Below are 14,685 nucleotides of genomic sequence, written 5' to 3' on the forward strand. Positions count from 1 at the left end.
TGCTTGTGCTTATTTTTTAAACGCTTCGTATACTTTCAGCTGTTTGCCCTTAACTTTTGTTGTCTTCATCGCCCGCAGGACGAGCGGACCTTTTCCGTTCAGGATTTCCACGTACGTGACCGTATCCTGAATCGTGATGATTCCGATATCCTGCGCAGTCATGCCTTCGATTTTCGCAATCGTTCCGACGAAATCAACGGCACGCAGTTTCTTTTTCTTGCCGCCGTTAAAGTACAGTTTCATGATATCGGCGTTGAGCTGCTCCGTTTTTGAAGCCCGGACATCAGCTGTCGTGATTTTCTCTTCAAATGCATCAGCTGTCCGGATCAGTTCCCGTTCAGTCGGTGCTTGGCGTCTTTCGATCGCCTCACCGCGGTACTGTTCGACTTCACGGAGACGACGCATATCCGACTCCGTCACTAAGCTGATGGCTTTTCCGAGTGCTCCGGCACGTCCTGTCCGGCCTGTCCGGTGGACGTAACTTTCTTTTTCAACCGGCATATCGTACTGGATGACGTGTGTGATGTTTTCAATATCAATCCCGCGGGCTGCGACGTCCGTCGCAACGAGGTAACGGAACTCACCGGCCCGGAAGGCTTTCATGACGGCGAGACGCTCGTCCTGTTCCATCCCACCGTGAATTTTTTCGACCGGATAATCCATCGATGACAGTCCTTGGGCGACGAAATCAACATGTTCTTTTGTCCGGCAGAAAATCATGCAACGGTCCGGGTTTTCAACGACGGTAACGTCTTTGAGAACGGCAAACTTCGTTTTATCCGTGACCTTGATATAGCTGTGTTCGATTTCTGCGATTTCCGTTGCCTTCGTCGTAATTTCAACTTGTTTCGGTGACTGCATGTAACGGTCGCTCAACTGATGAATATCTTGCGGGAACGTCGCTGAGAACAGCATCGTCGTCCGTTGGTTCGGCAATTGTTTTAAAATCGTATCCACTTGATCGAGGAAGCCCATGTTCAGCATTTCGTCCGCCTCGTCAAGGACCAGATATTTCACTTTTTCAAGCGATAACGTGCCGCGCTCCAAGTGATCGAGCACACGACCCGGTGTCCCGACGACGATGTGTGTCTTCTGTTTCAGTTCTGCGATCTGTCCGCGGAACGGTTGTTTCCCGAAGACAGCTGTTGCTTTAATCCGTTTATAACGGCCGATGTTCATGACATCTTCCGTGACTTGCAGAGCCAGCTCGCGCGTCGGTGTTAAAATCAATGCCTGCGGTTTGTTTTCTTCCCACTCGACGAGTTCGCAAAGGGGGATCCCGAATGATGCTGTCTTTCCGCTGCCGGTCCGTGATTTAACGATGATGTCTTTTTCCGACAAGGCGACCGGAATGACGGCTTGCTGGACATCGGTCGGTGTATGATAACCGAGCTGTTCGATTGCTTCTAGAATCGGTGTACTGAGTTGAAAATCAGTGAATGGTTTTTTGGACATAAGAATACCTCATTTATTTTTATAGTTTTATTTTTATAGTTTATGTGTTGGTTCGATGAATGGATCAGACGTGACCTCTCATTATGCGCTACTTTCAGCAGGACGTCAAAAGAGCTTCCCGTCAGAGTGACAGGAAGCTCCACTTGCTTATTTTGCTGCGACTGTATCTTTTTTGATTTGTTTACTGCGGAGCTGACCACATGCAGCATCGATATCCGTACCGTGCTCAAGACGGACACCACAGTTCAGACCGTTCTTTTTCAATGTGTCGTAGAACGTTGAAATGTCTTCCGACGTACTGCGTTGGTATTGACCGTGCTCGTCGACCGGGTTGTACGGAATCAAGTTGACGTACGTCAAATGACGTTTGTCTTCGAACAATTTCGCAAGCTCGATCGCTTGGGCTTTTTGGTCGTTGACGCCACGCAAGAGAATGTACTCGATCGTGATTTTCCGGTTCGTCGTCTTGACGTAGTAATCGATGGCAGGCATCAATTTCTCGAGCGGAATCGCACGGTTGATTTTCATGATTTGTGTCCGGAGTTCGTTGTTTGGCGCGTGTAATGAAATCGCCAAGTTAACTTGGAGTTTTAAATCTGCGAATTTGTAGATTTTGTCTGCGAGTCCACTTGTCGATACCGTGATGTGACGCGCACCGATTGCAAGACCGTTATGATCCTTGATGACGTTCAGGAAATCGACCATGTTGTCGAAGTTATCAAACGGCTCACCGATACCCATGACGACGACGTGGCTGACACGCTCTTCTTTACCGACAGCATCGAGGTGATGCTGAACGTTCATGATTTGCTCGACGATTTCTCCGGCCGAGAGATCACGGCTCTTCTTGATCAAGCCACTGGCGCAGAAGCTACAGCCGATGTTACAGCCGACTTGCGTCGTGACACAGACAGACAGACCGTACTTATGACGCATCAGAACCGTTTCGATCAGGCTGCCGTCATATAATTTGAAGAGGAACTTGATCGTTCCGTCTGCTGATTCTTGTTTAACGGCTTGCGTCATTGAATCAATCGCAAAACTCTGATCTAACAACTCAAGGCAATCCTTGTTGACATTCGTCATTTCTGCGAAAGTAGTGACACGTTTACGATACAACCAATCCCAGACTTGTTTTGCTCGGAACGGTTTGTGACCTTGATGCGATAACCATTCAGTCATCTGCTCAAGTGTTAATCCATAAATGGATGGTTTATTCATTAGTGAGACCTCATTTCTTTTTCCAGAACTATAACATTCCTTTATCTTAGTAAAAATCAGCCGCTTACGCAACGTTCAAATCCTAAATGTTCACTTTCTGTAAATTTTCATGTCCACTTTGGCTTGTTTTCCGGTCTAGTTGTGTCAAATCGACAAACTGCGCTTACGGAAACTGACAAAGGCACCGAGATGGAATAACAAACTGATACTTGCCAGCAGCAGGAGATGCCAAAAGAAGTGGTGGGTTCCTTCCAATAGTTGTTGGGTGTTGAACAAACTGAAAATCGATCCGTAACGCATCCATTCCGTTTTTTCGCTGAGACCGGAGCCGATCGTCAGGACGATTGACAGCACAAGCACACCGCCGGCAATCGAAAAGGCTCGTCGTTCATCATCAAATAGCGTCGCAATGCATAAGGTAAATCCACCGATCGCATACAGCAAGAACAGCGCGTTTACTTGAAAGCGGACGAGCGTCATCCCGTCAATCGAAACTCCGGAAACAAACCAGTCGGCCATCAATAAAACGAAGGTATTACATACTACCAGGCATGTACTGGCAAGAAACATGACAATCATCGCCGATGCTGTATATTGATGACGCGTAATCGGAGCTGCCAAGTATAAAATCAGTTCACCGTTATCAATCGGCCGTGCCAGTAAACGCGCAGCAAGTGACAATAAAAATAAAGACGCGATGATTTGAAAAATCAGCCCGTAATAATTGCCGCCCAGTAAATCAAGCACATTATCAAAACCGGTGATCTTATCGTACTGGAAAGCTTTCAAGACTTCCGGCGGCAGTGCCTGCAGTTTCGCTTCGAGTAACCCCGTCTTCATCATCGACGGATAAAGTGCCGCAAGCATCAAGAGATACAGACTTGTCCCGACCGCATAAGCTGTGATCGGTTTGCCGTTATGCTTGAGCAAAGACCAAACGATCGTCATCATGATGGTTCCTCCTCACTATAATAATGTAAGAAGACGTGTTCCAAATCATCTGCTGAAGTTTGAATCGCCCGGACATCGTATTCGGTCAACAGACGAATGATTTGATTTAATGTCCGTTCGTTGCTCGTAAAAAAGGAAACATGATTCTGAAACCGTTGACTTCCGATCTGAAGCGCAAACTGTTCAGCGTGTGCTTCGAGCCCAAATTCAATCGTGTACTGTTTTCGGCTCGACCGGACCAATTCATGAATGTCTGCTTCGATGATGATCCGTCCTTCTTTAATCAGCGCTGCCCGGTCACACGATTTTTCCATCTCCGGAAAATGGTGTGAACTCATTAAAATCGCTTTTCCGCGCTGCCGTTCCTTGTCGACCAGATTTAAAAAGCGTTCCTGCATCAACGGATCAAGTCCGCTCGTCGGTTCATCGAGCAGATAAACGGGAGCATCCTTCATGAAACAGCCGACCAATGCCAATTTTTGCTTCATCCCTTTCGACATCTTCCGGATTTTCGTTTTCGTTTCAAAAGGAAACTGCTCGAGTAACTCCGACTGACGTTCCGGTTTACTTTGGTGGAGTTGTTGCATCAAATGCAAAATCTGTTCACCCGTAAAATCACCGGGCAGATTAATCTCCCCCGGTAAATAACCGACGATTCGTTTTACTTCCTGAGATTGATTCCAACAGTCGTATCCACCGATCGTCGCATGACCAGAGTCCGCTTGAATCAATCCCATCAATTGTCGGATCGCCATTGATTTCCCGGCCCCGTTTGGTCCGATAAAACCGAACACCATGCCCGGTTCAACCGTAAAGCTGACATCAAATAAACCTCGTTTCGGCGCAAATTCTTTCGTCACGTGTTGCAAATGAATCATCCGAATCGCCTCACTTTTCTGGTGATTGCCGTTAGTACCTTATACCCGTTTTGGTACTTCTTGGGACAGATCCACCCGATAAATCACGAACCGTTCGTCGTGATTTTTTTCGAAAAGTTCTTTCAGACGGACTTCTTCCACCTGTTCGAAAATCGTCTGATGTTCTAAATAATACCGGTATTCGTCTGCCGGATAATACAAAATTAAATCCAGCGGACGGGGACGTCGTTCAACGGATGCCAAGATTTGATCGACCACCTTCATGAAAATCTGGACGGAAAACGGATTAAAGAAGTAACATTTCGTGACATCATCCGGAATCGGATAGCTTTCCGCATACGTATGTTCAAAACGGATGCTGCCCTGACGTCGCTTCATTTTTTTCATGTAAGCCGCTTGATTCCTCAAAGCGTCTTCATAAAACTGTCCGTTCATCTCAACACCGATGACGGAACAATCAAACCGGTCATGCAGATAAAAGTTCAACCGACCTTTCCCGCAGCCGAAATCAATGACCGTATCCGTGTAATCGAAAGGATAGACGGCACATAACTCTTCCAGCGCTGCATAAGGCGTCGGTTCATAGCGATTGTAATGGCTGAACGCATTGTAAAGATGCTGAACATCAATCGTCTCGATGCGCAACCGTTCTTCGTACTCTTTTTCATTCATAATTGATTCCTTCTTTCAAGCATTGTTGGTTTCATCGTACTATACTATGAATGTACACATTTCATTCTATAAGGGGGATAATCCAATGATCGTCGTTACGAATCGGATTAAAGTCAAAAAAGGAATGGCCGCCGCAATGGCACCACGTTTCACCTGTCCAAGCGGTCTTGATACGATGGAAGGATTTGTTCGTGTTGAAGTACTCTTGACGCAAGGACTCGAAGAACATGATGAAATGAATGTCAACATGTACTGGGAAGACATGAAGCATTTTGAATCCTGGCGCAACAGCGATGACTTTAAAGCTTCTCATAAACGTCCGGAACCAACAGACGGAAAACAGGAAGAATCGCCGATGCTCGGCAGTGAAATCATCACGTATGAAGTCGCTTCTGTCAAAGAACGGACTTCTTTATAATTCATGTCAGAACCGCCTTGCCTCCAATTTGGTCGCAAGGTTTTTTTAATTCTTAAGAGACCCCTCACTATATTGATATGGGTTTAAATTGTATGTAATACCATTATTTGTTATCATAAATCCCATACAGAAAGAGAGAGGATTTATTATGCTGAATTCATTATCGATTTTTGAACAGGCCATCCGGTCTTTACCGATTGATCGGCCTCTGACCCGCCAGGATTTGTGTGTGGACAGTTTTTTATTACAACAGGAACAGGATTTATCCGTTTATTATTCACCGATCGGCGAATACATCAATCCTTCCGCGAAAGTCGTTTTCATAGGGATTACTCCCGGATTCGAACAGATGCGAATTGCTTATGAAGAAGCGGCTGATGCCTTCCATCATGGCGCGACAATCGAAGAAACATCGAAAATCGTCAAATACAGTGCCAGTTTTGCCGGTCCGATGCGCCGTAATTTGACAACGATGTTAGACGAACTGGAACTGCATCATCTGCTGAATATTTCTTCAACCGCCACGTTATTTCATACAAATCAGGAACTGTTACACACGACTTCGATTCTGAGACATCCTGTTTTTTACCGAGATAAAAATTATACGGGACATCAACCGAAGATTGACCGGACACCACTGTTGCAACATTACGCTTATGAGCATTTTGCGGCGGAATTAAATCAGTTACCCGACCCTGTCATTTTGGTCCCGTTCGGACGCGTCGTCGAATCGACGGTCCGGACATTGCTTCATCAGGGACGAATCAAAAAACATACCGTTTTGTTCGGTTTCCCCCATCCTTCCGGAGCAAACGGACATCGGAAGCGACAGTTTGAAGAAAATAAAGACTATTTGATGAAGCAATTGAATTCTTATTTCAATACCTAACAAACATCCTTAATTTTTTTTTTGGAATGCGATAAAATTTTATTATGAAAAGAATATGACTATTTTATCGATGAGGTAGAGGCGCGGTCTTGATGAGTATTTGGTCTGAGGATGACAACGAAGACGATCGAAGAAAGGTGAGACCGCCGAAGTATCGTCATGTGTCAGACATGACGATGCTGGTCGAACCGGGAAAGACCCGTTCGATTGCCATACGCGTATTGTATGGAGCACTCCAATTCGGCTAAGAAAGACGCATCCAGCAAGGGTGTCGGCTTTGTTGCCGGTGCCCTTGCTTTTTTCTGTGCAACGGGTCTCATCTTCTAAAAAAGGAGGAGAAACCACAACCATGGTCAATTATTCAGATTCTATCGTCGCACTCGTACCAGCACTTGTCGCCATCGTTTTAGCGATCGTTACACGCAAAGTCGTCATCTCACTCGGTGTCGGGATTTTGATTGGTGCCTTGCTGCTTCACAGCTTCAATCCGTTGGATACTGCAGTTTATCTCGGGAAAAACATCTTCAGCCTGTTTTGGGCAGACGGTGCGTTAAATGAATGGAATGTTTTATTACTTGTTTTCTTACTATTACTCGGTGTCTTGTCGACACTGATTCAAACATCCGGCGGTGCCCATGCCTTCGGTGAATGGGCGACGACGCATGTCAAGACGGCACGTGGTGCAAGACTCGCTGCTTTCGGGTTAGGGATTTTGATTTTCATCGATGATTACTTCAACAGTCTTGCTGTCGGAAACGTCAGTCGTCCGTTAACGGACCGTCGTGGCGTCTCACGTGCGAAGCTGGCGTATATCATCGACTCGACCGCTGCACCGGTCTGTGTCATCAGTCCGTTATCGAGTTGGGGTGCCTTCATCATCTCAATCATTGCCGGTATTTTAACGACGCATTCGATTACGGATTACTCGGCGTTCAGTGCCTTCATGATGATTGTGCCATTGAACTTTTATGCTATCTTTGCTTTGTTACTGACGCTCTACATTGCCTATACGGGAATTGCTGTCGGACCGATGCGGACGCACGAGTTGCGGGCTTTACAAGGCGAATTGTTTGATTCCAACAAAGGGACACCGATGGGAATGGCGGAAGAAGTCAAGGAACACGACGGCGGAAAAGTCCGCGATCTGGTTGTTCCGATCATCGTCCTAGTCATCGCGACTGTCACAGCACTCCTTTGGACAGGTGCACAAGCCCTTGCGGCGGACGGCCGATCCTTTACATTAATCGGTGCTTTTGAAGCGACGGACGTGACACGTTCCCTTGTTTCCGGTGTCGTCATCAGTTTAATCGTTGCGTTCCTGATGCTGATCGGTCGAAAAATTCCGGCACGTGATTACCGTATCAGCATCTGGGCAGGGCTAAAATCGATGTGGCCCGCTGTCGTCATTCTGTTGTTCGCCTGGACGATCATCGCAGTTATCGGCGATATGAAAACCGGGGATTATTTAGCCAGTTTCGTCAGCAAATCGATTCCTGCTTCTTACCTGCCGTTCTTATTGTTCTTGATTGCCAGTGTCATGGCGTTCTCAACCGGAACGAGCTGGGGAACGTTCGGGATCATGTTACCGATCGGAGCCGATTTGATCATGGCAGTCGATCCAAGTCTATTGTTACCGACACTTGCAGCTGTTCTTGCCGGATCCGTTTTCGGTGACCACTGTTCACCGATTTCCGATACGACGATTCTCAGTTCGACCGGTGCCGGTTCACATCATATTGACCATGTCACGACACAGCTACCGTACGCGTTGATCGGCGCAGCAGTATCCGCTGTCGGTTACCTCATTCTTGGTGTCACCGGTTCATCCGTATTCGGCTTCCTCGGTGCACTCGTCGCCTTCGTGATTTTCCTCGTCATGTTGAATGTTCTGTCACGCCGCGGTGAAGTGCCGTCGCAACTTCGCTCGGAGTAAGACGAAGTAAACAAGCCATCCAAAAAAGCCGGACCTGATGAATTCATCGGGTCCGGCTTTCTTTATACGATCTTTTTATGTCAGATCATCAAGGCGCAGACTTCATTTGCAAAGGCAACCGGATCTTCAATCGGCAACCCTTCCATCAACAACGCCTGTTGATACATCAGCTTCGTGTACCGTTCAAATTTCGAACGGTCTTCTGTATACGCTGTCTCAATCGCCTGGAAGACGTCATGTGATGTATTCAACTCCAGGATTTTGACCGCTGCGACATCCTGGTTGTTCGGCATCGCTTTGAGGATTTTCTCCATCTCGATCGATACTGCACCATCCGTCGCGAAACAGACCGGATGTGATTTTAGTCGGGTCGAAGCTTTGACTTCTTTGACGTGTCCTGCGAGTACTTCCTGCATCGCTTTAAACATCTCGGCTTGTGTTTCCGTCGTTTCCGCCTGCTCCGTCTGTTCAATCCCGAGATCACTGCTCATGACGGACTTGAATTCTTTTCCGTCATAGTTAAGGAGCATTTGAATCGCAAACTCATCGATTTCTTCCGTGAAGTACAGGATATCAAATCCTTTGTCTTTCACGAGCTCGGATTGCGGCAACTTATCCAGCCGGTCCGTACTTTCACCTGACGCGTAATAGATGTACTTCTGATCTTCCGGCATCGCAGCAACGTATTCGGCGAGCGTCACCAGTTTTTTCTCCTTGGCCGAATGGAACAGAACAAGATCTTTCACCGTATCTTTTTGCATGCCGTAGTCGTTGTAGATACCAAACTTCAGCTGACGACCGAACGCTTGATAAAACGTCTCGTATTTTTCACGATCATCACGCAGCAACGCTTCGAGTTGTGTCTTGATTTTGCTTTGGATGTTCTTCGCAATCAATTTCAACTGCCGGTCGTGTTGCAACATTTCACGCGAGATGTTGAGCGATAAATCTTCCGAATCGACCATTCCTTTGACGAAGCTGAAGTGATCCGGTAAGAGATCACTGCATTTTTCCATGATCAGAACGCCGTTCGCATACAGTTCGAGTCCTTTCTCGAACTCTTTCGAATAATAATCAAATGACGGTTGCTCCGGAATGAACAAAATGGACTGATAACGGACGGCCCCGTCGGCACTGATATGAATGTGTTTGATCGGTGCGTCAAATCCGTATCGTTTTTCCTGATAGAAGTTGCGGTAATCTTCATCCGTCAGCTCCCGTTTGTTCTTGCGCCAGATCGGTACCATACTATTGACCGTCTTCATGACCGTCACTGACTCTGTTTCATCTGATCCCTCGACCGGACGCTGTTCCGTCTCCTCCATCTCAATCGGATAGCGGATGAAGTCGGAGTATTTCTTGATGATGCTCCGGAGGCGGTACGGTTCTAGGTATTCATCGTAGTTCTCTTCTTCTTCGTTCGCTTTGATGTGCAACGTAATCTCTGTTCCGACTGCCTCTTTTTCGACCTCTTCGATCGTATAGCCGTCGACTCCGCGTGACTCCCACTTGTAGGCGACGTCACTGCCAAACGGTTTCGTCACGACCGTCACCGTATCTGCAACCATAAATGCGGAATAAAAACCGACACCAAACTGTCCGATGATGTCATGGCCGTCTTTCGACTCATTTTCCGCTTTAAAAGCGAGCGATCCGCTTTTGGCAATCGTTCCGAGGTTTTCTTCGAGCTCGTCTTTTGTCATCCCGATTCCTGTATCGCGCAAAATCAGCTGACGTGTTTCTTTATTCGGTTCAATCGTAATTTTATAGGCATCCTTGTCGAACGTGATTGTCTCGTCCGTCAACGCTTTATAATAAATCTTATCCATGGCGTCACTGGCATTCGAAATCAACTCACGTAAAAAGATTTCCTTATGTGTGTAGATGGAATGAATCATCATTTCGAGCAATCGTTTCGACTCGGCTTTAAATTGTTTCGTTTCCATTTTCGATACCTCCTGTTCATGTTTAGCACTCTATCAATAAGAGTGCTAATTCATTTCCATTATTACGGATACGAAAACGACTGTCAATCCTCTGCCTCATAGAATGCCTCGAGTTTTTCGCGGACATGTTGTCCGATCTCCCGCAGCCCGTTCGCCGAGCCATACGTCCCATGACTTCGTCCATTTTCATCGACGCGGCTGCCGAGACCGAGGAACTGTTCGCTCGGTTTAAAATGAAGTCCGATGACAGGCAAACCAAGTTCAGCCGAATATCCGAATTCGACGACAGCGTCCGGATAATCGGGTAAAGAGAAGGGATTTTCCCAGACTGTACTTGAATCAAGCTTTCGAAACCGGTCCGTATGCTCCCGACCGAGTAAAATGATGCCGTGCAGGGAAAACAGCGCCAGTAGTTTCATGAAAAAGGTTTGTCCAAAAACGGATTGCTCCAGTTCATGCCGCATCGAAATCGTCCCCATATACCGTTTCGTCGGGAACGGAAAGAAATCGGTATGGATGACGGACTGGAGAGAGGAATCGTACAGGGACGCACCCAGTCCGTTTAAGAATCCTTCCAGTTTTCCACCCTGTTCTTTTCCGAACCAGGTTTTGTAGATATCTTTTTGTTTAAAATAGTCATTAAACTTACGGATGCTTTGTTCCAGATTGTCATCGGTTAGATATGTCTCTAAAGACATGCCCGGATCCAGTAAAAAGAACGGTCCCGTCGAGTCAAACCGCAGCGTTCCATCCTTTTTTAAAAACTGTCCGGCGGATGGATTCGTCGCCACCGTCAACCAGCTTTTTTTAGTCGCATCACCAAACCATAAGACCGGTGTCGTTCCCTCAATCAGTTCTTCTTTCATCCGTCCATTCTTCAACTCGATCTGATGCTGAACGGCTTCCGTTAAGAGTTTTTTTGCTCGTTTTAACTGTCCGGATGTCAGCGTTCTCATTCCCTTCCTGTTGCGCTTTCCTGTTTGAGTTGTTCCCTTTCCTCCAAAACGTTAGACAGTTTGATGGGTTTAGCACGATGGACGCAGGGAATGTTTCATAAGGTGAAGCACAACAACGGACATTATTTTTTTAGGAGGAGATTTTTTATGAAACGACTTGAAAACAAAGTAGCCGTCATTACCGGCTCAGCCACAGGAATCGGTCAGGCAACGGCACTCGTCTTTGCCGAACAGGGTGCGACTGTCGTCTGCGCGGACGTTGATCTTGAAAAAGCACAAGTAACGGTCGAAAAAATTAAGAAGGCCGGCGGAAACGCAGAAGCCGTTCATGTCGATGTCTCACAAGTCGACAGCGTCAAACAACTTGCCGACCATCTAGAGTCTACATATGGAACGGTCGACGTCCTGTTCAACAATGCCGGGATTGACCAACAAGGCGGGAAAGTCCATGAATATCCGATCGAACTGTTTGATCAAATCATCGCCGTCGATTTACGCGGGACATTCTTAACGAGTAAATTCGTCATTCCATTGATGCTGAAGAACGGCGGATCAATCATCAATACGTCATCGATGTCGGGACGTGCAGCCGACTTGAATCGTTCCGGCTACAATGCCGCAAAAGGCGGCATTGCCAACTTCACACGGGCGATGGCGATTGATTATGCCCGCGACGGCATCCGTGTCAACTCGCTTTCTCCAGGGACGATTGAAACACCGCTCATCGATACACTCGTCGGTGGAAAAGAAGAAGAACAAGGCAAACAGTTCCGCGACGCCAACGCCTGGATTACACCGCTCGGCCGTCTCGGGAAACCGCGTGAGATGGCGACGGTCGCTCTGTTCCTTGCGTCAGATGACAGCTCTTACGTCACCGGCGAAGACATTACGGCCGACGGCGGCATTATGGCCTATACGTGGCCGGGTGAAATGTTAATCGACGATAAATGGAAAACAGACGCGGAATAAACGGCTACGGTTTTCTGTTCAGCACGGTTCCTACTTGTGGAGCCGTGCTTTTTTTGTTCATTTTTGAACGGTTTGAGCCTAAGAAATTCGGTGCGCTTAAATGTTTTGGCCATTAGTTTACCTCACTGAACTACTTTTGAACGGGAAAAGTAAAACAAAGGGGGAGAATCTATGCTTACAGAACCGATTACTTATTTACAGCGTTGTTTACAAATTCCAAGCACAAATCCACTCGACGGGGAAGAGAACGTGGCCGCGTACGTCTATGATTTACTGACATCACACGGAGTCAAAACCGACTGGATTGAGGTGTCACCGAAACGGGTTTGTCTTGTCGCCACGATTGAGGCCGGTGCTACTGCCGTTCACCCGAAAACGATCGGTTTCTCGGGTCACCTCGATACGGTACCGGTTAAAATCAGTGAATGGACAAAAGATCCGTTCGGCGGTGCAATCGAAGACGGACGCATCTATGGACGCGGTGCTTCCGACATGAAATCCGGTGTGATGGCGATGGTCAGTATGATGATCGAATTAAATCAACACGATGACTTGCCGAACCATCTGAAATTGCTGATTACATCGGATGAAGAAAATGGTATGACCGGTGCCCGTCATTTAACAGACCGTGGTGACGCCGATGATTTGGACGCTCTGTTGATTACGGAACCGACAAGCGGTTATCTCGGCTATGCGCAAAAAGGGGTTGTCGGCGTCGAAATATCGTGTACGGGTAAAAGCGCTCACAGCTCTTCGCCACAGCTCGGTCAAAACGCCATCGATGATTTGTATCGTGTGATTCGAGAAATCAAATCCGACCGGTTTACGATCACCGATCACAGCCATCCGGAGCTCGGTCCGGTCGTCGCTTCCATTACGTCGATCACAGGCGGCGAAGGACCGAACGTCATTCCGAGTCGGGCTTCCTTTTATATGGACATTCGAACGATACCGGGCTTTGGACGGGAGCAGGTCCTGCAGGCGCTCGAAGCCGTCAACCAACGGCTGTCTCAACAGGACGACACTTTCTCGATGGAGGTGACAGTCATTAAAGACATTCCCTCCTGCGAAACAGATCGTGACGATCCGTTCTTACAGATCGTCGCGGAAACGATGGAATCCATCCGGAAGCAGCCAACGCAGCGTGTCGCGATTCCTGGCGGGACAGACGGTGCCATGTTCAGCCAGGCGGCCCGGAACTTCCCGATTGCAGTGGCTTCGTTCCACGATTTCCGGTTGGCGCATCAAATCGATGAGTCGATTCCGCTGTCGGAATATGCGGAAACAATCGAATTGTGTAAGCGTCTTGCCCTGAAAACATATGTCTGAAAAGAGGCTGACTCAAAAAGGAATCTCTCGTCTTTTCACGCCCTTTCCTGTAGGAAGTGCATGAAACAGTGATTTCTGTTTAAACGAAAAAAGGGCGGCAGAATTAGAATCTGCCACCCTTTTGTTTGTAGAGACTGACTTTTGAGTCAGCCCCTTTTTAAGTATAGACGCCAATCAAAGCAAGGGCTTGTCCGATGTAACTTTGATCGGACGGCAGTACGTGTTTCGATTCACCGGAAAGGCTCCATTCAATCCGGACGTGCCCAAGCCGGTCGTAAATCAATTCAAAGACAAACTCACTATTTTTAAAAGAAACGCTTCCCGGAAACCGTTCGTGTACCGTCCGGAACTCACCGGCAAATCGGTCATACTCTTCAAACGACAACGTCATCTGATGAATTTTTTTAGCCTGATGCCAAACTTCGATTTTTAATACAGCCGACGCTTGATTCACTTCCGTGATGTGCCACGCCAACGTTTCGTTATATCCTGCAAACGGGATGATATGTTTCAACAGAATCACCTCTTTTTGAATGAATGCCTGTCAGACAGGGAATGGTTTTATATCGAACTCGAGTATAGTTTGTCCTCTTACGAAAGGAGACTTCCGATGAGTACATCACAAAAGACGTTGCCGACAGATCAGAGTGTTGATGCCTTTTTAAGTCAGATTACACCTGTCACGAAACGAACGGACTGCGAACAGTTACGCCAGATTTTCGAAGAAATGACGGGGCAACCGGCCGTCATGTGGGGAGAAAACATCGTCGGATGCGGACATTACCATTACCATTATGCGTCCGGTCACGAAGGCGAATCGTTTCTCGTCGGGTTTTCGCCGCGCAAGACGAATATCAGCCTTTATCTTGCGACTGGTATTGAGCGGGACCAGTACCTCGCGCGCCTCGGCAAACACACGAGCGGTAAAAGCTGCATCTCTATCACTAAATTAGCAGATGTCGACCTGCTTGTCTTAAGAGAACTAATTGTCCATTCGGTCGCTTTTCTCGAAACAACCTATCCGAAATACTAAGCTCCCCAAAAAAACGTCCCTGCTTCCGCTGATTT

Annotated in this window: 14 protein-coding genes and 1 riboswitch; of the genes, 6 read left to right on the plus strand and 8 right to left on the minus strand. The window is 47.3% G+C overall.

Going from position 1 to position 14,685, the window contains the following annotated elements:
- Nucleotides 1-9: 9 nt before the first annotated feature.
- The 5 genes from KNP91_RS10970 to KNP91_RS10990 all read right to left on the minus strand — a co-directional run bounded on the left by KNP91_RS10970 (nt 10) and on the right by KNP91_RS10990 (nt 5,177).
- Entirely contained in the window at nt 10-1,455 is a 1,446-nt protein-coding gene (locus tag KNP91_RS10970) for a DEAD/DEAH box helicase (protein ID WP_214850085.1), read from the minus strand.
- A 147-nt stretch (nt 1,456-1,602) separates the two neighbouring features.
- On the minus strand, nt 1,603-2,676 hold the full coding sequence (rlmN, locus tag KNP91_RS10975) for a dual-specificity RNA methyltransferase RlmN (protein WP_012371835.1): 1,074 nt from the start codon (nt 2,674-2,676) through the stop codon (nt 1,603-1,605).
- Between the two features lie 144 nt (nt 2,677-2,820).
- On the minus strand, nt 2,821-3,627 hold the full coding sequence (locus KNP91_RS10980; RefSeq protein ID WP_214850088.1) for an ABC transporter permease subunit: 807 nt from the start codon (nt 3,625-3,627) through the stop codon (nt 2,821-2,823).
- Nucleotides 3,624-4,505 carry an ABC transporter ATP-binding protein gene (locus KNP91_RS10985; RefSeq protein ID WP_214850091.1) on the minus strand — a complete coding sequence of 294 codons (882 nt, stop codon included), beginning with the start codon at nt 4,503-4,505 and terminating at the stop codon, nt 3,624-3,626. The genes KNP91_RS10980 and KNP91_RS10985 overlap by 4 nt, the downstream gene beginning before the upstream one ends.
- A 39-nt stretch (nt 4,506-4,544) precedes the next feature.
- Nucleotides 4,545-5,177: a methyltransferase gene (locus KNP91_RS10990; RefSeq protein ID WP_114596725.1), complete on the minus strand. Its 633-nt coding sequence runs from the start codon at nt 5,175-5,177 to the stop codon at nt 4,545-4,547.
- An 85-nt stretch (nt 5,178-5,262) separates the two neighbouring features.
- On the opposite strand from KNP91_RS10990, the gene KNP91_RS10995 reads away from it, so the two are divergent.
- The 3 genes from KNP91_RS10995 (at nt 5,263) to KNP91_RS11010 (ending at nt 8,417) form a co-directional block, all read left to right on the plus strand.
- Nucleotides 5,263-5,595 (plus strand): heme oxygenase, encoded by a 333-nt coding sequence (locus tag KNP91_RS10995; RefSeq protein WP_214850094.1) that lies wholly within the window; start codon nt 5,263-5,265, stop codon nt 5,593-5,595.
- A gap of 148 nt (nt 5,596-5,743) precedes the next feature.
- Nucleotides 5,744-6,484, plus strand: coding sequence for a uracil-DNA glycosylase family protein (locus KNP91_RS11000; protein ID WP_114596727.1), 741 nt, complete (start codon nt 5,744-5,746; stop codon nt 6,482-6,484).
- Between the two features lie 68 nt (nt 6,485-6,552).
- A riboswitch (Lysine riboswitch) is annotated at nt 6,553-6,728 on the plus strand.
- 105 nt (nt 6,729-6,833) lie between these two features.
- On the plus strand, nt 6,834-8,417 hold the full coding sequence (locus tag KNP91_RS11010) for a Na+/H+ antiporter NhaC family protein (RefSeq protein WP_114596728.1): 1,584 nt from the start codon (nt 6,834-6,836) through the stop codon (nt 8,415-8,417).
- A gap of 80 nt (nt 8,418-8,497) precedes the next feature.
- Here the strand turns inward: KNP91_RS11010 and htpG are convergent, their stop codons facing one another.
- Nucleotides 8,498-10,363, minus strand: a complete 1,866-nt coding sequence (htpG, locus tag KNP91_RS11015) for a molecular chaperone HtpG (protein WP_214767278.1) — start codon at nt 10,361-10,363, stop codon at nt 8,498-8,500.
- A gap of 83 nt (nt 10,364-10,446) precedes the next feature.
- Complete coding sequence (locus KNP91_RS11020) at nt 10,447-11,319, minus strand: hypothetical protein (RefSeq protein WP_214850095.1); 873 nt, start codon at nt 11,317-11,319, stop codon at nt 10,447-10,449.
- A 147-nt stretch (nt 11,320-11,466) separates the two neighbouring features.
- Between KNP91_RS11020 and KNP91_RS11025 the strand changes: the two genes are divergently transcribed.
- Nucleotides 11,467-12,288, plus strand: coding sequence for an SDR family oxidoreductase (locus KNP91_RS11025; protein WP_214767282.1), 822 nt, complete (start codon nt 11,467-11,469; stop codon nt 12,286-12,288).
- A gap of 171 nt (nt 12,289-12,459) precedes the next feature.
- A complete protein-coding gene (locus KNP91_RS11030; protein WP_214850096.1) occupies nt 12,460-13,617 on the plus strand; it encodes an ArgE/DapE family deacylase in 1,158 nt (385 codons plus the stop codon).
- 157 nt (nt 13,618-13,774) lie between these two features.
- Here the strand turns inward: KNP91_RS11030 and KNP91_RS11035 are convergent, their stop codons facing one another.
- Nucleotides 13,775-14,131 (minus strand): WapI family immunity protein, encoded by a 357-nt coding sequence (locus tag KNP91_RS11035; RefSeq protein WP_214850097.1) that lies wholly within the window; start codon nt 14,129-14,131, stop codon nt 13,775-13,777.
- 96 nt (nt 14,132-14,227) lie between these two features.
- On the opposite strand from KNP91_RS11035, the gene KNP91_RS11040 reads away from it, so the two are divergent.
- Nucleotides 14,228-14,650 carry a DUF1801 domain-containing protein gene (locus KNP91_RS11040; RefSeq protein WP_012371847.1) on the plus strand — a complete coding sequence of 141 codons (423 nt, stop codon included), beginning with the start codon at nt 14,228-14,230 and terminating at the stop codon, nt 14,648-14,650.
- Nucleotides 14,651-14,685: the final 35 nt, after the last annotated feature.

This window comes from Exiguobacterium sp. s138 (assembly GCF_018618775.1).
In the GTDB taxonomy this organism is placed as follows: domain Bacteria; phylum Bacillota; class Bacilli; order Exiguobacteriales; family Exiguobacteriaceae; genus Exiguobacterium_A; species Exiguobacterium_A artemiae.